The 16,619-nt window shown below is 63.4% G+C and carries 18 protein-coding genes and 5 tRNA genes; 17 read left to right on the top strand and 6 right to left on the bottom strand.

The window, feature by feature from the left end; genetic code table 11:
• Window positions 1-38: 38 nt before the first annotated feature.
• The 5 genes from iscA to iscX all read left to right on the top strand — a co-directional run bounded on the left by iscA (window position 39) and on the right by iscX (window position 3,482).
• Entirely contained in the window at window positions 39-362 is a 324-nt protein-coding gene (iscA, locus tag U4Y90_RS20235; RefSeq protein ID WP_008349207.1) for an iron-sulfur cluster assembly protein IscA, read from the top strand.
• Window positions 363-445: 83 nt separating this feature from the next.
• Window positions 446-976 carry a Fe-S protein assembly co-chaperone HscB gene (gene hscB / locus U4Y90_RS20230; RefSeq protein ID WP_321797122.1) on the top strand — a complete coding sequence of 177 codons (531 nt, stop codon included), beginning with the start codon at window positions 446-448 and terminating at the stop codon, window positions 974-976.
• A gap of 37 nt (window positions 977-1,013) precedes the next feature.
• A complete protein-coding gene (gene hscA / locus U4Y90_RS20225) occupies window positions 1,014-2,879 on the top strand; it encodes a Fe-S protein assembly chaperone HscA (protein ID WP_321797120.1) in 1,866 nt (621 codons plus the stop codon).
• A gap of 49 nt (window positions 2,880-2,928) precedes the next feature.
• Window positions 2,929-3,270: an ISC system 2Fe-2S type ferredoxin gene (gene fdx, locus U4Y90_RS20220; RefSeq protein ID WP_061125472.1), complete on the top strand. Its 342-nt coding sequence runs from the start codon at window positions 2,929-2,931 to the stop codon at window positions 3,268-3,270.
• 14 nt (window positions 3,271-3,284) lie between these two features.
• Entirely contained in the window at window positions 3,285-3,482 is a 198-nt protein-coding gene (gene iscX, locus U4Y90_RS20215) for a Fe-S cluster assembly protein IscX (protein ID WP_061121077.1), read from the top strand.
• An 18-nt stretch (window positions 3,483-3,500) separates the two neighbouring features.
• Here the strand turns inward: iscX and U4Y90_RS20210 are convergent, their stop codons facing one another.
• On the bottom strand, window positions 3,501-3,767 hold the full coding sequence (locus tag U4Y90_RS20210; protein WP_321797114.1) for a hypothetical protein: 267 nt from the start codon (window positions 3,765-3,767) through the stop codon (window positions 3,501-3,503).
• Window positions 3,768-3,857: 90 nt separating this feature from the next.
• On the opposite strand from U4Y90_RS20210, the gene U4Y90_RS20205 reads away from it, so the two are divergent.
• Genes U4Y90_RS20205 through U4Y90_RS20195 form a run of 3 tightly spaced genes read left to right on the top strand, consistent with a single transcriptional unit; the run spans window position 3,858 to window position 8,466 of the window.
• Window positions 3,858-6,668, top strand: coding sequence for a xanthine dehydrogenase family protein molybdopterin-binding subunit (locus U4Y90_RS20205; protein ID WP_321797112.1), 2,811 nt, complete (start codon window positions 3,858-3,860; stop codon window positions 6,666-6,668).
• Window positions 6,665-7,237, top strand: coding sequence for a (2Fe-2S)-binding protein (locus U4Y90_RS20200; protein WP_321797110.1), 573 nt, complete (start codon window positions 6,665-6,667; stop codon window positions 7,235-7,237). The genes U4Y90_RS20205 and U4Y90_RS20200 overlap by 4 nt, the downstream gene beginning before the upstream one ends.
• Window positions 7,234-8,466 carry a cytochrome c gene (locus tag U4Y90_RS20195; protein WP_321797108.1) on the top strand — a complete coding sequence of 411 codons (1,233 nt, stop codon included), beginning with the start codon at window positions 7,234-7,236 and terminating at the stop codon, window positions 8,464-8,466. The genes U4Y90_RS20200 and U4Y90_RS20195 overlap by 4 nt, the downstream gene beginning before the upstream one ends.
• An 84-nt stretch (window positions 8,467-8,550) precedes the next feature.
• Here U4Y90_RS20195 and U4Y90_RS20190 read toward each other — a convergent pair whose 3' ends face one another.
• Entirely contained in the window at window positions 8,551-9,492 is a 942-nt protein-coding gene (locus U4Y90_RS20190) for a patatin-like phospholipase family protein (protein ID WP_321797106.1), read from the bottom strand.
• Window positions 9,493-9,684: 192 nt separating this feature from the next.
• On the opposite strand from U4Y90_RS20190, the gene gltX reads away from it, so the two are divergent.
• From gltX to U4Y90_RS20155, 7 genes are all read left to right on the top strand, one after another.
• Window positions 9,685-11,094: a glutamate--tRNA ligase gene (gene gltX / locus U4Y90_RS20185; protein WP_321797104.1), complete on the top strand. Its 1,410-nt coding sequence runs from the start codon at window positions 9,685-9,687 to the stop codon at window positions 11,092-11,094.
• A 151-nt stretch (window positions 11,095-11,245) separates the two neighbouring features.
• Window positions 11,246-11,321 (top strand) — tRNA-Ala (locus tag U4Y90_RS20180).
• A 163-nt stretch (window positions 11,322-11,484) separates the two neighbouring features.
• Window positions 11,485-11,560 (top strand) — tRNA-Glu (locus U4Y90_RS20175).
• Between the two features lie 71 nt (window positions 11,561-11,631).
• Window positions 11,632-11,708 (top strand) — tRNA-Asp (locus tag U4Y90_RS20170).
• A 72-nt stretch (window positions 11,709-11,780) separates the two neighbouring features.
• Window positions 11,781-11,856, top strand: a tRNA-Glu gene (locus U4Y90_RS20165).
• 71 nt (window positions 11,857-11,927) lie between these two features.
• Window positions 11,928-12,004, top strand: a tRNA-Asp gene (locus tag U4Y90_RS20160).
• A 163-nt stretch (window positions 12,005-12,167) separates the two neighbouring features.
• A complete protein-coding gene (locus U4Y90_RS20155) occupies window positions 12,168-12,632 on the top strand; it encodes a GNAT family N-acetyltransferase (protein ID WP_321797102.1) in 465 nt (154 codons plus the stop codon).
• Window positions 12,633-12,648: 16 nt separating this feature from the next.
• Here the strand turns inward: U4Y90_RS20155 and U4Y90_RS20150 are convergent, their stop codons facing one another.
• Complete coding sequence (locus tag U4Y90_RS20150; protein ID WP_321797100.1) at window positions 12,649-13,491, bottom strand: helix-turn-helix transcriptional regulator; 843 nt, start codon at window positions 13,489-13,491, stop codon at window positions 12,649-12,651.
• A 154-nt stretch (window positions 13,492-13,645) separates the two neighbouring features.
• Between U4Y90_RS20150 and U4Y90_RS20145 the strand changes: the two genes are divergently transcribed.
• Window positions 13,646-14,062, top strand: coding sequence for a gamma-glutamylcyclotransferase family protein (locus U4Y90_RS20145; RefSeq protein WP_321797098.1), 417 nt, complete (start codon window positions 13,646-13,648; stop codon window positions 14,060-14,062).
• Window positions 14,063-14,164: 102 nt separating this feature from the next.
• Here the strand turns inward: U4Y90_RS20145 and U4Y90_RS20140 are convergent, their stop codons facing one another.
• Together U4Y90_RS20140 and U4Y90_RS20135 are read right to left on the bottom strand one after the other, a co-directional pair.
• Window positions 14,165-14,410, bottom strand: coding sequence for a hypothetical protein (locus U4Y90_RS20140; protein WP_321797097.1), 246 nt, complete (start codon window positions 14,408-14,410; stop codon window positions 14,165-14,167).
• Between the two features lie 276 nt (window positions 14,411-14,686).
• Window positions 14,687-15,322, bottom strand: coding sequence for a YdcF family protein (locus tag U4Y90_RS20135; protein ID WP_321797095.1), 636 nt, complete (start codon window positions 15,320-15,322; stop codon window positions 14,687-14,689).
• Between the two features lie 353 nt (window positions 15,323-15,675).
• On the opposite strand from U4Y90_RS20135, the gene U4Y90_RS20130 reads away from it, so the two are divergent.
• Window positions 15,676-15,987, top strand: coding sequence for a hypothetical protein (locus U4Y90_RS20130; protein WP_321797094.1), 312 nt, complete (start codon window positions 15,676-15,678; stop codon window positions 15,985-15,987).
• Between the two features lie 236 nt (window positions 15,988-16,223).
• On the opposite strand, the gene U4Y90_RS20125 is transcribed toward U4Y90_RS20130, so the two are convergent.
• Window positions 16,224-16,478 carry a hypothetical protein gene (locus tag U4Y90_RS20125; protein WP_321797093.1) on the bottom strand — a complete coding sequence of 85 codons (255 nt, stop codon included), beginning with the start codon at window positions 16,476-16,478 and terminating at the stop codon, window positions 16,224-16,226.
• Window positions 16,479-16,619 lie beyond the last annotated feature (141 nt).

Below are 16,619 nucleotides of genomic sequence, written 5' to 3'. Positions count from 1 at the left end.
TGCATGCGCGCGGCGCTTTGATGAGAGAAGCGAAGACTATGGCAATCACGTTGACGGATAAAGCGGCACAACACGTGCAGAAGTATCTGACGCGGCGCGGCAAGGGCGTCGGCCTGCGGCTGGGCGTGCGCACGACGGGCTGTTCGGGTCTGGCGTACAAGCTCGAGTATGTCGACGAGCTCGCGCCGGAAGACACCGTGTTCGAGTCGTCGGGCGTGAAGATCGTGATCGATCCGAAGAGTCTCCCGTATCTCGACGGCACCGAACTGGACTTCGCCCGCGAAGGCCTGAACGAAGGCTTCAAGTTCAACAACCCGAACGCGAAGGACGAATGCGGCTGCGGCGAATCGTTCCGCGTCTGACGTGGATTGCGCCGGCGGTATCGGCAAAAGAGGCGGCGCGTGCCGCCTTTTTCATTCGCGCACACTAAACCCATTGACCTAGCATGGCCTCGCTTACCGACAGTCATTTCGATCTCTTCGACCTGCCGCAGACTTTTGCCGTCGATCCGCAAAGGCTCGCCGACGCCTATCGCACGGTGCAGGCGCAAGTGCATCCGGACCGCTTCGCCGCCGCCGGCGATGCGCAGAAGCGTCTCGCGATGCAGTGGGCCACGCACGCGAACGAGGCCTATCAGACGCTGCGCGATCCGCTCAGGCGCGCGCGCTACATGCTGTCGCAACGCGGCGTGGACGTCGACGCGGAGAACAACACCGCGATGGAGCCCGCGTTCCTGATGCAGCAGATGGAATGGCGCGAAAATATCGAGGATGCCGCGGGCGCGAAGAATATTGGCGCGCTCGAAGCGCTGCTCGAAGAGTTGCGCGACGAAGAGCGCGTGCGCTTCACGAAGCTTGAGGCGTTGATCGACAGCAAAGCGGATCAGGCCGCGAGCGAGGCCGTGCGTCAGTTGATGTTCATCGAACGCGTGGCGACGGAGATCGGCGCGCAAATCGAACGGCTGGAGCACGCGTAAAGACGAGCCCGCCGGAACTAACCCCATAAGACCAACGATGGCTTTACTGCAAATCTCAGAACCCGGCATGGCGCCGGCGCCGCACCAGAGGCGCGTGGCGGTCGGCATCGATCTCGGCACGACGAACTCGCTCGTCGCGGCCGTGCGCAACAGCGTGCCCGAAGCGCTGCCCGACGAGGACGGCCACGTGCTGCTGCCGTCGGTCGTGCGCTATCTGGAGAAGGGCGGTCGGCGCATCGGCCGCACCGCGAAGGAAGAGGCCGTCACCGATCCGCGCAACACGATCGTTTCGGTCAAGCGCTTCATGGGCCGCGGCAAGAGCGAGGTCGAGGGCGCGGAGAATGCGCCGTACGATTTCATCGACGCGCCGGGCATGGTGCAGATTCGCACCATCGACGGCGTGAAGAGCCCGGTCGAAGTGTCGGCGGAAATTCTCGCCACGCTGCGTTACCGCGCCGAAGACACGCTCAGCGAGGATCTCGTCGGCGCGGTGATCACGGTGCCCGCGTATTTCGACGAAGCCCAGCGGCAGGCGACCAAGGATGCGGCGAAGCTCGCCGGGCTGAACGTCCTGCGTCTGCTGAACGAACCGACCGCGGCGGCCATCGCCTACGGTCTCGACAACGGTGCGGAAGGCCTGTATGCCGTCTATGACCTCGGCGGCGGCACCTTCGATCTGTCGATCCTGAAACTCACGAAGGGCGTCTTCGAAGTGCTCGCGGCCGGCGGCGACTCCGCGCTCGGCGGCGACGATTTCGATCACGCGCTGTATCGGCATGTGCTGGAGCGGGCGGGCGTCGCGCTCGATACGCCCGAAGACGTGCGCCTGCTGCTCGATCGCGTGCGCTCGGCGAAGGAAGCCTTGTCGGACGCGCCCGAGACGCGCGTGCAGGCGACGCTTTCCACCGGCGTCGAAATCGATGTCGCCGTGACCGAAGCGCAATTCGCCGCGCTGACCGAAGCGCTCGTCGCGCGCACGCTCACGCCGACCAGGAAGGCGCTGCGCGATGCGAATGTCGCATCGAAGGACATCAAGGGCGTCGTGCTGGTCGGCGGCGCGACGCGCATGCCGGTGATCCGCCGCGCGGTCGAAGCGTTCTTCGGCCAGCCGCCGCTCATCAATCTCGATCCGGATCAGGTCGTCGCGCTCGGCGCGGCGATTCAGGCCGATCTGCTCGCCGGCAACCGGCGCGGCGAAGGCGACGACTGGCTGCTGCTCGACGTGATTCCGCTGTCGCTCGGCGTCGAGACGATGGGTGGCCTGACCGAAAAGATCATCCCGCGCAATTCGACGATTCCGACCGCGCGCGCGCAGGATTTCACGACCTTCAAGGACGGCCAGACCGCGATGGCGATTCACATCGTTCAGGGCGAGCGCGAACTCGTGTCGGATTGCCGCTCGCTCGCGCGCTTCGAGTTGCGCGGCATCCCGCCGATGGCTGCGGGCGCCGCGCGCATTCGTGTGACCTATCAGGTCGACGCGGACGGCCTGCTGTCCGTGTTCGCGCGCGAGCAGACCTCGGGCGTGGAGGCGTCGGTGGTGGTGAAGCCGTCATACGGCCTCGCCGACGACGAAGTCGCCCGCATGCTCGAGGAGAGCTTCAGGACCGCGGAAACCGACATGCGCGCGCGTGCGTTGCGCGAGGCGCAGGTCGAGGCGGAGCGCCTCATCGAAGCGACGCATGCCGCGCTCGAAACCGACGGCGAATTGCTCGACGACGAGGAACGCGCGCAAATCCTGTCGCTCGTGACCGGACTCGAGGCGCTCGCGAACGGCGACTCGGTCGAGAAGATCGAAGACGCCACCCGGACGCTCGCCACCGGCACCGACGAATTCGCCGCGCGCCGCATGAACAAGAGCATCCGCCGCGCGCTCGCGGGCCGCAAGCTCGACGACGTCTGATCATCGCGCGGCTATCGAACCATCAAGCATTTACGGAAGAACCAGTCCCATGCCTCAAATCGTTGTGCTGCCTCACGTGGAGCTTTGCCCGGACGGCGCGGTGATCGACGCCGACCTCGGCAAGAGCATCTGCGACAACCTGCTGGATCACGGCATCGAGATCGAACACGCCTGCGAGAAGTCGTGCGCGTGCACGACCTGCCACGTCATCATTCGCGAGGGCTTCAACGCGCTCGAGCCGTCCGAGGAAGACGAGGACGATCTGCTCGACAAAGCGTGGGGTCTCGAACCGACATCGCGGTTATCATGTCAAGCAATGGTGCCTGCCGACGAGGATCTCGTGGTCGAGATTCCGCGGTACTCCATCAATCACGCCAAAGAAAATCACTGACAGGAGGCTCGCCCATGAAGTGGACAGATACTCAGGAGATCGCGATGGCACTCACCGACGCGCATCAGGATATCGATCCCCAATATGTGCGTTTCACTGACCTGCATCGCTGGATCACCGAACTGGACGGTTTCGACGACGATCCCGAAAAATCCAACGAGAAGATTCTCGAAGCGATCCAGGCGGCGTGGATCGAGGACGCGGATTACTGAGCGTCTCCGGCTTCGGTTTCAGTCCCCATCCAGCGGCGGCTTCGTGAGAAGCCGCCGTTTTGTTTTTTGCGCGCGCGTCATGCGGCGCTGCGCGTTCTCCATCACGATTTTGCACGCGCGCAACGGTTTCGATCTTTGACAGAAGTTCACGTCAGAAACGTTGTTCGTGGTTTCCCTGCGACTTAAAATCGCGCCGCTTTGCGTTGGGTGTTGTTGAGCAACGAATGCCGGCCGCGCTTCGTCATGCCCGGACGCCACGACGCCACACGCATTGATGTTTCGCATTGCAGACGATTTTTTACACGCCCGCGTCAAGGCGGCGTGCGGCCGTTCCGTGCGCGGACGGTTCTCGGGCGATCACTTGAGGAGAAGGACATGGCGCAACTCGGGCTGTCGAGGCGCGGTTTTCTGAAAGCGGGCGCGCTCGCCGGCGTGTCGGTGTTCGTCGCGCCGCTTGGCAGCCGGGCGTTTGCCGCATTGTTCGAAGAGAAGATTCTCACGCCGGTTCAGTGGGATGCGACCCAAGGCGGCGCGAAGTTCCGCATCGACGGCATCGCGAAGGTGACGGGTGCGAAGGTGTTCGCGCGCGACGTTCGCGCGGCGGACATGCCGCACTGGCCGAAGGAACAGTCGCACGCGCTGATCCTGCGCACGACGCTCGCCGATCGCCTCTACGAGGGTTTCGATCTTTCGATGCTCGATGGCGGCCTCGCGCCCGATCGCATCGTCACGGCGGACGATCTCGCGCGCGACAAGCTCGCGTTTCCCGCCTTCTACGGCGACGACATGCTTTTGCCCGCCGGCAAGACGCCGGCGTATCTCGGGCAGGCGGTCGCGATTCTGATCTATCACGACTTCGCGCGCTTTCGCTTCGCCAAAAGCAAGTTGCAGTTCCGCGACGACGTGATTCGCTATGGCGCCACGACCGGCCCGCTCGAGCGCGATCCGTGGGCGGCGTTCCGCTTTGTGCGCGTCGGCGGTAAAACGCCTTACGACGACGACACGTTCTCGAGTCTCAAGGACACGCCGCTCTTTCCGCACATGATGAAGAAGCGCGAGCCGGTGTGGGCGAGCGCCGCCGAGCACGGCAAGCTCGACGAGCAGGGCGCTTTTCATGCGAACGCGATCGGCGAGGCGCTCGATCGTCCGCCGTCGGACTGGCTCGTGGTCGAGCGCGCGTATCGCACGCAATCGGTCGATACGGCGGCGCTCGAACCCGACAACGCGAACTGCTGGTATGACGCGGCGACGCAGTCCCTGCACATGGTCGTCCCGACGCAAGGCCCGCACGAAGTGGCCGAAAGCGCGATCGAGATGACGGCGAAGTCACGCTTTGCCGTGAAGAACCTGTTTCTGCATCCGTGCTACACGGTCGGCTACGGTTCGAAAGATCACTACAACATGCCGTTTTACGGGCTGCTCGCGTCGCTGTACGGCGACGGCCGCCCGGTGCGCCTCGCCAATGACCGCTTCGAGCAGTTCCAGAGCGCGCTCAAGCGGCACGCGTTCGATATGCGGTATCGCATGGCGATCGACCGGAGTTCGGGGCTGATTCAGGCTTTCAAGGGCGATTTCGTCGCGAATGGCGGCGGGCGCTGCAACTTCTCGCCGTCCGTCGCAATGGTGGCCGCGACGGCGGCTCAGTCGATCTACTACATCCCGAAGAGCGATCTGTGCGCCACCGCTATCGCGTCGCGCGCGATAGACGCGGGCTCGGCGCGCGGCTACGGCACGCTGCAGAGCATGGCCGCGACCGAGATGATGATCGATGACATCGCGCAGACGCTCGGCGTCGATCCGATCGATCTGCGTCTGAAGAACGTGATGCGCACCGGCATGAAGAACACGCAGGGCGCGATTCCGGCGGGCGCCGTGCGGGCCGAAGACGTGCTGAGGCGCGCACAGTCGCATCCGCTCTGGACGAATCGCACGGCGCGCAAGCGCGAATTCGAGGCGGCACATCCGGGCAAGCGCTACGGCGTCGGCTTCGCGTGCACGCAAAAGGACTTCGGCACGGGCGCGGAAAGCGCGTTTGCGAAGGTCGAGTTCGACGCCGGCGGCCGCATCGCGCTGCATCACTCGGGCGCGGAAATCGGCACCGGCGCATCGACGTCGCAGGCGCTCGCGTGCGCGAAATGGCTCGGCAAACCCGCGTCCGACGTTCGCATGGCGACGATCGACTGGACGGATCTGCCGGTCGTCACGAGCGGCGATCCGTACATCATGTCGCAGGCCGAGCAGGATCGCCGGAGCGCGAACCCGCGCTGGTCGCCCTCGTATATGTCGCCGGCGAGCGCGACGAACTCGGCGTATTACTTCACGCATGCGACGCACGAGGCGGGGCGCGTCGTGTTTCGTCACGGCATCTGGCCGGCGGCGCTCGCGATCTGGGGGCAGGGCATCGGCGGCGGCCAGGCGGCGTCGTTCGTCGTGCGCATCGAGGACGCGCGCTGGACAGACGGCAAGCTTTCCGCCGACGGACTCGAACCGCTCGCCTTCGAGCAGCTCGCGAAGAAGGCGCATGAACTCGGGCTCGCGACGGGCGCGGTCGTGCATACCTTCAATCGCTGGCAATGGAGCGAAGCGCAGTTCGACATCGCGGGAGCCGTCGAGCGCATTCCGGTCGACGGTCTATCCGTGCGCTTCGGCGACGGGAAAACGAACGCCAGCGCCAACGGCTACACGGTGCTCGATCGCAAGCGTGTCTTCATCCCGCCGGTGCAACGCAACAATGCATCGGTCACGTATTACAGCGCGGTCGGCACGCTGGTCGAACTCGCGGTGAGCGAGTCGAGCGGCAAGGTCGAACTGCTTTCGCATCACTCGATCATGGAGTGCGGCAACCAGATCGCGCCGCAACTCGTGTCCGGCCAGTTGCAGGGCGGCCTTGCGATGGGCATCGGCCACGCACTGCACGAATATCTGCCGCTCTACGAAGACGGCCCGGGCAACGGCACCTGGAATTTCAATCGCTATCGCCTGCCGCTCGCGAGCGACGTCGCGGTCTGGACGCAAACGGGTGAAGTACTGCCGCCGCTTTCCGAAACCGATCCGCCCAAGGGCATCGCCGAAGTCGTGATGATTCCGGTGGTCGGGGCCATCGTCAACGCGATCGCGCATGCGATCGGCCATCGCTTCACCGATCTGCCGGTGACGCCGCAAAACATTCAGGAGGTGCTCGCATGACGGCCATCCAATCCGCCGCGGGCTTCGAATCGCGCGCGCTCTCGATGACGATCAACGGCGATAAGGTCGGCCCGATGCAGGTGCCCGCCGGTTTGCCGATGATCGATTTTCTGCACGAGTATCTCGGGCTCACCGGCTCGCGTCTCGGATGCGGTCAGGGTGTCTGCCATGCCTGCGTCGTGATCGTCGATAACGCCGACGGCACGAGCGGCGAAGTGCGGACCTGCATCAACGGCGCGCATTTCTTCGACGGCAAGACCCTGCGCACGATCGAAGGTCACGCGAAGCGCAACGAGCAGGGCGAAGTCGTCGCGATGTCGCCGGTGCAGCAGAAGTTTCTTGAACACTTCAGCTTCCAGTGCGGCTACTGCACGCCGGGTTTCGTCAACGCGACGACCGTGCTGATCGAAAGACTCAAGCGCAATCCGATCGCGAAAGAGCAGATCGAGGCGACGATCATGGATGCGTTGAACGAGCATATCTGCCGCTGCACCGGCTACGTGCGCTACTACGAAGCGGTGAAGGATCTCGTGCTCGCCACGCCCGGGCTCGTGAAGGACGCCGCATGATGAGATTGATTCTGAAACGCCTCGCGCCGCTCGCGTTCGCCGCGGTTGCGCTCATCGGGTGCGGTCAGCATGACGATGCCGCGACACCCGTGAAAAGCTCGCCCGAACAGATCGCGCGCGGCCGCTATCTCGCGCGCGCCGCCGATTGCGCCGCGTGCCACACCGCGCCGGACGGCGCGCCGTTCGCGGGCGGCGTGAAGCTCGAATCGCAGTTCGGCACGTTCTACGGCACGAACATCACGCCTGATCCGAAGCATGGCATCGGTAAATGGAGCGCAGACGATTTCTACGGCGCGCTGCATGACGGCGTCGCGCCGCGACACAAGCTCTATCCCGCGATGCCTTATACCTCGTATCGGCAGATGTCGCGCGAGGACAGCGACGCGATCTACGCCTATCTGATGGCGCAAAAGCCAGCCGCGCTGCCGAACGTCGAAGCCGATCTCAAATTCCCGTATAACGTGCGCTTTGCCGTCCGTTTCTGGGACATGCTGTTCCTGAAGGACACGCTGCCGGATGCGTCGTCGGGGCAATCCGCTGCCTGGACGCGCGGACGTTATCTGGCCAATGCGCTCGGCCATTGCACGGAATGCCACACGCCGCGCGGCGCGTTCGGCCAGATGCAGGGCGCGAAGACGTTCCAGGGCGGCGAGCTCGGGCGCATCGGCGCACCGGACATCACGCCGGCGGCACTCGCCGCGCGTGGCTGGACGGGTGCGGATCTGCAGGCTTTTTTCGCGACGGGCACGGCAAAACAAGGCTCCGCGTTCGGCGAGATGCATCCCGTGGTTTATCTGAGCACGCAGCATCTGAGTGCCGAAGACTCGCACGCGCTCGCGACCTATCTGGTCGGCGACGCACCGCGCGAACCCGCGCCGCTCGCCGTCGTGAAGCTCGCCGACGCGGGGCAACTCACGGCCGGCCGCGGTCTCTATCTCGATTCCTGCGCGGGCTGCCACGGTTTCGACGGGCAGGGCAAGCCGCATGTCGCGGTGGGAATGAACGGCAATTCGACCTTGCGCCAGTCCGATCCGCGCAATCTCCTCGTGTCGATGCTCGATGGCATCGAGGCGCAGCGTTTCCCGGGCGTGGAGAACATGCAGCACATGCCGGGTTTCGCGCAAACCTACAGCGATGAACAGATCGCGCAGCTCGCGAACTATCTTCGCGCGACCTGGGGTGGTCAGCCAGGCGATGTGACCGCCGAGAAGGTGAAGTCGCTACGCTGAAACCGCATGCGAAAAAACGCGAGGCCACGCATTCGTGCGTGGCCTCGCCGCATTCGAGCTGCGAATCAGATGGAACCCGCGGGATCAGGCCTGCGCGCTGCGTTCCGCGAGCTGTCGCTGCAAAGTCGGCCAGATTTTGGCGACGGCTTCTTCGCCCGCGAGGATCGACGCGTTGCGCTGACTGAAATCGCTGCTGCTCATCGCGTTGAGATTGGGGCGGATCACGGCGTTTGCGTATTTGTCGAGCTCGTAGGCCTTGATCGTCTGCCCCATGATCGTGAAGGTTTGCATCAGCACGTCGAACGAGCTCGACGTGAGCCCGCTTTCGGGTCGCGCCGAGATATCGACCGCGATCACGAAATCAGCGCCCATCTTGTGCGCGAACGCCGCCGGCACAGGACTCACGAGCCCGCCATCGACATACTCGCGATCGCCGATTCTCACCGGCTCGAAAATCGACGGCACGCTGCACGACGCCCGCACCGCGATGCCCGTGTTGCCGCGCTGAAAGAGAATCGGCTGACCGCTCTTCAGGTCCGTGGCGACGATGCCGAGCGGCCTGGCCATCTTTTCGATCGGACGGTTGTCGAGTGTTTTGTTCAGGTAGTTCTGCAGCGCGACGCCCTGCAGGATGCCGCGCGCGCGAAAGGGCATCGCCCAGTCGCTGATCGAGGCTTCGTCCATCGTCAGGGCGAGCTTGTTGATCGCGATGCCGTTCATTCCCGATGCGTACAACGCCGCGATCACCGAACCCGCGCTCGTGCCCGCGACGAGATCGACGCGCACGTTGCGCGCCTCCAGCGCCTTGATCACGCCGATATGCGCGAAGCCGCGCGCGGCGCCGCCCCCGAGCGCGAGACCAATGCGCATCGGCTGCTGCGGCTGCGCTTTCGGCGGCGTGGCTGGCGTGCCGGTCGCGGTCTCGCTTGAAACGATGCCCTTCGTGGTCGTGCAGGCGGCGAGAACGGACGATGCGGCCGCGAGCGAAAACGCGCGGCGCGAAAGACGGGGTGACGATGAACTCAAGGTAGGCTCCGGCGGTGCAGCGGCGCCCGGGTGGCCCGTCCGTGCGGGCGTTCCGGGAGATCGGGAAAAGCGCGCACATCATAAAACAAAAGGCGCGCGGACCGGCGCAAAGCGGGTGGCGAGTATAATTTCGTCTCATTTTGCGCAGGATTCGAACGCCAGCGCGCAGCGCCATTCATCGAGTAAACAGCAATGACCACCCAAGTCCGTACACGCTTCGCACCGAGTCCGACCGGCTTCATCCATCTCGGCAACATCCGCTCCGCGCTCTATCCGTGGGCGTTCGCGCGCAAGATGAAGGGCGCGTTCGTACTGCGCATCGAGGACACCGATCTCGAGCGTTCCACCGACGCATCGGTCGATGCGATCCTCGAAGGCATGGCGTGGCTCGGGCTCGATTTCGACGAAGGCCCGTTCTATCAGATGCAGCGCATGGACCGTTATCGCGAGGTCGTCGCTCAGATGATGGAGAGGGGGCTCGCCTACCACTGCTACATGTCGACGGAAGAGCTCGACGCGCTGCGCGAGCGTCAGCGCGCCGCGGGCGAAAAGCCGCGCTACGACGGCACGTGGCGTCCGGAGCCGGGCAAGGTCCTGCCGCCGATTCCGGAAGGCGTGAAGCCGGTCGTGCGCTTTCGCAATCCGCTGACCGGCGCGGTCGCCTGGGACGATGCGGTGAAAGGCCCTATCGAAATCTCGAACGAAGAACTCGACGATCTCGTGATCGCGCGTCCTGACGGCACGCCGACCTATAACTTCTGCGTGGTCGTCGACGATCTCGACATGAAGATCACGCATGTGATTCGCGGCGACGATCACGTGAACAACACGCCGCGCCAGATCAACATCCTGCGCGCGCTGGGCGGCGAAGCGCCGGTATACGCGCACCTGCCGACGGTGCTGAACGAGCAGGGCGAAAAGATGAGCAAGCGTCACGGCGCGATGAGCGTGACGGGCTATCGCGACAACGGTTACCTGCCCGAAGCGGTGGTGAACTATCTCGCGCGTCTCGGCTGGTCGCACGGCGATGCGGAGATTTTCTCGCGTGAACAGTTCGTCGAATGGTTCGATCTCGAGCATCTCGGCAAGTCGCCCGCCCAGTACGACCACGACAAGCTCAACTGGCTCAACGCGCACTACATCAAGGAGGCGGACAACGCGCGTCTCGCGGAGCTGACGAAGCCGTTCTTGTTGCAGGCGGGCATCGATGCCGCGCTCATCGACGGCGGCGCGCCGCTCGATCAGGTGATCGGGCTGCTGAAGGATCGCGCATCGACGGTGAAGGAGATCGCCGATAACGCCGCGATGTTCTATCGCGAGCCCGTCATCGATGCGGACGCGTTCGCTCAGCACGTCACCGATGCAGTGCGGCCGGCCATCGCGGAACTGCGCGCGGCGCTCGCGAACGTCGAGTGGACCAAGGAAGCGATTGCAGCAACGCTCAAGGCGACGCTCAGCGCGCACAAGCTCAAGATGCCGCAACTCGCGATGCCGGTGCGCCTGCTGGTCGCGGGCACGACGCATACGCCGTCGATCGATGCCGTCCTGATGCTCTTCGGTCGCGATGCCGTGTCGAAGCGCTTGGAGAAAGCGGCAGGTTGAACGCATAGCAAAGGATGACGAGCCGCAAACGCGCCGGCGCGTCATCCATTGCGCGCGTCGGCGTCGGAGAGACAAAAAAGTTTCGCTCAAGTCGTCAGAAGGTATTTACAGTTTCAAAAACGCCCTATACAATCTCGTTTCTGTTCTGCAAGGGGGTATAGCTCAGCTGGGAGAGCGCTTGCATGGCATGCAAGAGGTCAGCGGTTCGATCCCGCTTACCTCCACCAAAGAACAGTTGGAGTAGTGCGAAGCTTGTTCTCCGGAAGCGGAAGTCGCAAAAAATACTTCACAAGTAACACGAAGTTGTATAGAATTTCGGTCTTCGCTGATCGGCAGCAAGCAAGTGAGCAGATAAGCGAGGCGGTAGTAAAGACAGAATCACAAGTTTCTGTCCCCTTCGTCTAGAGGCCTAGGACATCACCCTTTCACGGTGAGTACAGGGGTTCGAATCCCCTAGGGGACGCCAGAATATCGGCGGCTGCTAGCAGAAAAGCGCTGCACATCCACAGGTGACACTGCGGATCGATGGAAAGAAGTGGAGCGGTAGTTCAGTTGGTTAGAATACCGGCCTGTCACGCCGGGGGTCGCGGGTTCGAGCCCCGTCCGCTCCGCCAACACTTGCGAGCAGAAACACTCCGGCTAATGAGAGCCGGTTTTTTTTCGCCGCAGGGTGGGTAGAAGTTGAAGTCCCCTTCGTCTAGAGGCCTAGGACATCACCCTTTCACGGTGAGTACAGGGGTTCGAATCCCCTAGGGGACGCCAGAATATCGGCGGCTGCTAGTAGAAAAGCGCTGCACATTCGCAGGTGACACTGCGAGTCGATGAAGGAAAGTGGAGCGGTAGTTCAGTTGGTTAGAATACCGGCCTGTCACGCCGGGGGTCGCGGGTTCGAGTCCCGTCCGCTCCGCCAGAACGTTGTATGAAAAATCCAGCCTTCGGGCTGGATTTTTTTTTCTGTTTGCTGTATTCAATTTCTCTTCCGCACGTCCGATCCCCGTTCGACCGTGATAATGGCCATTGCCAGCCCGCGCGCACTGTCTTAGTGTTTAGGCACTTGTTCTCGTGCCCGTGCAATGCTCGACCCGACCGAAGATCTCTCGCTCTACCAATTGCGCCAGGCGTCCATGGCGGACTTCGCCTTCGCCGAAGCGCTCACGCACGACAACATGGTCGGCTATTATCGGCGCCACAATCTCGTGTGGCGCGGCGATCTCTTCCTCTCCAGTTGGCGCGAGTCTGAGAATTTCATCCTGCAGGCGGACGGCATACCGATCGGCGTCATGCGCGTCACCGAAGAAGACAACTCGCTGCATATCCGCGACGTGCAAATCGCCCAGGGTTATCGCGGGCGCGGTGCGGGGACGTTCCTCCTCAACACGGCGCATCGCTGGGCGCGGGCGCGCGGGCTTGCCGAATGTCAGTTGCGCGTATTCGTCGATAATCCGGCGGCGCGGCTCTACATCCGTCTCGGCTACCGGCCGGCCGGTCCGCGTCTCGCGCAGCTTGGCGCGATCCGGCACATGGTGCGGCGCGTCTGACGGCAGCGTGTGCGCTTCATGCACCGTCGACGTCGCGCGCGTCCCGCTCATCGCGGCTATCGCGCGCGAAGAACGCGCGCGGACTTTCGCCGAACGCACGGCGGAACATCGCGGAGAAGGCGCTCTGGCTCTGATAGCCCAGTGCACGCGCGACTTGCGCGAGCGGACGGCCCTGGCTCAATAGGGGAATGGCGCGTGCGAGCACGGCCTGCTGACGCCATTGCGAAAAACTGACGCCGAGCTCGCGCCTGAAAAGCCGCGCGATGGTGCGCGAGCTCGCGCCCGCTTCCGACGACCAGCGCTCCAGATCCGAGTGCGACGGGTCGGCCAGCACGGCGTCGCACAGGGCACGCAGGCGTTTCTCGTTGGGCATCGGCACGGAGAGCGGCAGCGGCTGCGAACGGATGATCTCGTCGAGCGCGAGCGTGCCGAGCAGTCGCTCGCGCTGGCGGGAAATCGATTCATCGTCGAGCGCCGCGATGACTTCGCGCAAGAGCGGCGACACTTCGACGACGCGGCACGCGCCGAGGCCCGCCGGCACGACGCTCGCATCGACATAGAGCGTTCGCAGATAGGCGTCTTCGACGATCACGACCTCATGCGTGACATTGGGCGGCACCCAGATCGCGCGCGAGGGCGGAACCATCCAGGTCGAATCGGCGGTCGCGACGCGCAGCACGCCGCGCGACGTGTAGGCAACCTGCGCCCACGGATGCGTATGCAGCGCGATGCGCACGCCATAAGGAACCGGCCTCGAGCGCACGCGAATCGGATGATCGAGCGTCGGCGAATGCTCGACAAGAATGTCGAGATGCTCGACTTCTTCATTCGACGTTCTCGGTTCGACAATCGTGGCCATGTGCGCTCGGATTGAATGGTGCTCGGGCGTCCGGGTTTCATCGACCGCCCAAGGGCCGATGGTAGCCGAAAGCGCTCGCCGAAGCGCGCCGCGAATTTTGCGCGGCCGCATAATGGCCGTTGATCGATTTTCGACTACAGGAGCGCTTTTCTCGATGCAATACGTTTTTGTCTACGGCACGCTGCGCGCCGGCGAAGCCAACGATATCAACCGCGCGGCGGCGCGACATGGCGTGGCGATGCCCGAATGGATCGGTGCGGCGCACGTTCAGGGGCGGCTCTTCGACTTCGGCACGTATCCGGGGCTCGTGATCGACGAGAAGGGCGCGCCGATCCGCGGCGACGTCTACCGGATCGCGGACGCACTCGTGCCCGTGCTCGACGAGATCGAAGACGTGTATCCGGGCGTGGAGGGGTTATTCCGCTCGCATCGCCTGCATGTGGAAGTGGACATCGAAGGACGAACGGATCGGGTCGATTGCCTGATCTATCCGGTCGCGGCCGCGGCAGTAGAAGGACTACCGCGCATCGAGGGCGGCGACTGGGTCACGCATCGCGCCGCGCGGGCGTGACTGCAAGACTCATAGGAGAGTGAACATGCTTGCGCGCCGCCTCGAGTCGATTCGACCCAAGGCGGCGCGAATGGCCCCGTGCCTGACAGCGGAAAGCGCGGCTTACTGGCCCGAGCCGGCCGCCGGCTTGCTCGGCGATTTCTTGTGATGCATCGACTTGTGTGAAGGCGCCTGCGAGTGCATGTTTTGCATGTTGTCCTGCTGTGACTGCAAGTTTTGCGCGCGCGATTCGATGTCAGCGATCTTCGCGGGATCGGTGCTCATGGTCACGCCTTGATCGCTCTGGGCATAGGCGCCCGATGCGACCGCGCTGAGGGACAACAGAACAGCCAGGGACACTTTCTTCATTGTTACCTCCTAGTAGTAGTTGAACCCGGGAATCGTCTGTCCGATCCGGTGGATGACGCCTGGGTCTGAGCAAAAATCGCTCCCGCGGCTTCGCGGGCCGTCAGTCGCGAACCTCGCGCGTCTGACGATCAGACAATCCGAATCATAAGCCCGGAATCGGGCGACCGTGTGTCGCGTGTTCGCCCGACGCGCGTCGAGCATGATCGAGCGCAATCACCGAATTATTTTCGAGTGCTTAGCATCGCGTCACGATCCGCTGGTCCCGCGCCCAGTAGCCTAGTAGATATGCAGCCAGCGATACACATCGAAGCGCGCGAGCCCGACGAGTTCGTGCATCGCGAGTTCGCTGTTCATGAAGCCGCGGATGCGCGGAAAGAACGTGACGCGATTGGGCCGCACGTCCGACACGTAAGGCACGGGCGCGTAGCCGAAAGCCTCGAATGCGCGTAACGAGCGGCGCATGTGATACGCGGATGTCACGACGATCAAACGGCTGTCATGTGCCGGGCCGACAATACCGGCCACGTTGCGCGCGTTCTGATACGTGTTGAGGCTTTGATTCTCGCGCACGAGATCGCCGGAAGCGACGCCTTGCGCCAGCACGTAGGGCGCATAGTTGTCGGCCTCGGCTTGTCCGTGGTGCTCCGGATCACCGCCGCTCAGAATCACCTTGCACGACGCGCCGGTCTCGCGGCACTCGCGATAGAGCATCCCGACAGCCTCGATGCGCGGCACCGCGTTGGACTTCGGAACGAGTCCCGAGTCGCTGCGATACGTACCGCCGCCCATCAACACGATCGTCGTTTGCGGCGCGAATGCGGGTAGGTCCGTGTGACGATAACCGTGCTGCGCGAGATCGAGCAGCGGAGTCGCAAGCCATCCTGCGCCGGTTGCCCACGCGAGCGCAGCCACGCCGAGCGCGATCTGGAGGCGAAGGCGCCGACACAGCGCAAATAATGCAAAAAAAAGCAGCAATAAAGTGAATAGAACCAATTTGATTGGGGTAACGTATTGGTTTTAGGGCAATTCGTTCCGTCATCGCGTGCTCTGGAACGCATCGGCGGATGTCGCAGCAAAGCGCGTGATCAGCGCGCTCTCAACGGGGCTTGTAATAGAAAGCAGCACCTAACGCAAGCGGCGGCCAAACATTCGGCTGCGAGTCGTTCATCGCAAACGGAATTCGGCGCGCCGCGTTTAGTCGACGTCGCGGACCGTCTTGCGACCGTCACGAGCGTCGTCATGGCTGCACAGGAAGAAAGAACGAGATGACCACGTATTCCAACGAAGTTGTACTCGAAGCACTTCGCCGAGCGCAGTATCGTCAGGTTCCCTGGGCGAAACGCCCTAACGTTTTCGATCTCCTGCGCGGGCTCGGTTTGCTGGAACTCGCGAGGCAACGCACAGTAGCGCCCGCTCCTGGATTCCATGCACCGGTCGATATCGCGGTCGTCACTGAGCGCGGAAAGCACGAATTCTCGCGGCTTTCACGCGACGAACGCGGGACTGACTGGGACTTGCGTCGCGTGGAACCCTATACGTTCGGTGGTCAGGAAGCAGTTCTGGAGGCACGAGTCTAGCACTGCAAGGCGCGCGGGCCGCGATCGACAGTCGACGCTCGGGTCGAGGGGGCGTTGTCGTCGGACAAAAGGGCCGTGAGTTGGCCGGCCAACATCCATAGTCCGAAAAAATGCCCGTGTCGCGAACGGCACGGGCAGACCGGATCTCACTGTTGCCATGCTGTGCTCATGGCATGAGATGTGACTGACGCGTGCTGAAGTGGTTCCGCGAAGTGCGCATCGTCTTTCAGCCGGGCTCAATGATGCTGTGAGCGCGAGTCGCGCTCGGAATCCGGACGAGCGCGCACATTGCTCGCGATATCGCCACGCAGATCGCCGCGCGGCGCGGGCGGCGTCGCATCGCGGTTGTGTCCTGCATTCTGCGGCGCGGCCATTGAGGCCTTCGTGCTCACGTGGAAATCGGATGCAGGAGGCGGCTGCGCCTGGCTTATCGCCGCAGTGCTCGTCAGCGCGACGAAAGCGCTGCTCGCGAGCAGAGTCGATGCCTTCATGATGAAATCCTCGAAGCCCTCATGGGGCGTGTTCGATCATTCACCAAGCTATGCTGCGATCCGCCGTGGTGCTGTAAGGAATCGTAAAGAGTTGTTTCGTCGAGGACGCGTCGAGCGCGCCTGTGCTACGCCGCAAACGTG

Source organism: Caballeronia sp. J97 (assembly GCF_905220305.1).
Classification (GTDB): Bacteria; Pseudomonadota; Gammaproteobacteria; order Burkholderiales; family Burkholderiaceae; genus Caballeronia.
The sequence above is the reverse complement of the archived record's forward strand: the minus strand, read 5'-3'. Positions and strand labels throughout refer to the sequence as shown.

Coding starts and splice junctions, on each gene's coding strand:
- iscA (WP_008349207.1), top strand. CDS start 39: ATGGCAATCACGTTGACGGATAAAGCGGCACAACACGTGCAGAAGTAT.
- hscB (WP_321797122.1), top strand. CDS start 446: ATGGCCTCGCTTACCGACAGTCATTTCGATCTCTTCGACCTGCCGCAG.
- hscA (WP_321797120.1), top strand. CDS start 1,014: ATGGCTTTACTGCAAATCTCAGAACCCGGCATGGCGCCGGCGCCGCAC.
- fdx (WP_061125472.1), top strand. CDS start 2,929: ATGCCTCAAATCGTTGTGCTGCCTCACGTGGAGCTTTGCCCGGACGGC.
- iscX (WP_061121077.1), top strand. CDS start 3,285: ATGAAGTGGACAGATACTCAGGAGATCGCGATGGCACTCACCGACGCG.
- U4Y90_RS20210 (WP_321797114.1), bottom strand. CDS start 3,767: ATGCGAAACATCAATGCGTGTGGCGTCGTGGCGTCCGGGCATGACGAA.
- U4Y90_RS20205 (WP_321797112.1), top strand. CDS start 3,858: ATGGCGCAACTCGGGCTGTCGAGGCGCGGTTTTCTGAAAGCGGGCGCG.
- U4Y90_RS20200 (WP_321797110.1), top strand. CDS start 6,665: ATGACGGCCATCCAATCCGCCGCGGGCTTCGAATCGCGCGCGCTCTCG.
- U4Y90_RS20195 (WP_321797108.1), top strand. CDS start 7,234: ATGATGAGATTGATTCTGAAACGCCTCGCGCCGCTCGCGTTCGCCGCG.
- gltX (WP_321797104.1), top strand. CDS start 9,685: ATGACCACCCAAGTCCGTACACGCTTCGCACCGAGTCCGACCGGCTTC.
- U4Y90_RS20155 (WP_321797102.1), top strand. CDS start 12,168: ATGCTCGACCCGACCGAAGATCTCTCGCTCTACCAATTGCGCCAGGCG.
- U4Y90_RS20150 (WP_321797100.1), bottom strand. CDS start 13,491: ATGGCCACGATTGTCGAACCGAGAACGTCGAATGAAGAAGTCGAGCAT.
- U4Y90_RS20145 (WP_321797098.1), top strand. CDS start 13,646: ATGCAATACGTTTTTGTCTACGGCACGCTGCGCGCCGGCGAAGCCAAC.
- U4Y90_RS20140 (WP_321797097.1), bottom strand. CDS start 14,410: ATGAAGAAAGTGTCCCTGGCTGTTCTGTTGTCCCTCAGCGCGGTCGCA.
- U4Y90_RS20130 (WP_321797094.1), top strand. CDS start 15,676: ATGACCACGTATTCCAACGAAGTTGTACTCGAAGCACTTCGCCGAGCG.
- U4Y90_RS20125 (WP_321797093.1), bottom strand. CDS start 16,478: ATGAAGGCATCGACTCTGCTCGCGAGCAGCGCTTTCGTCGCGCTGACG.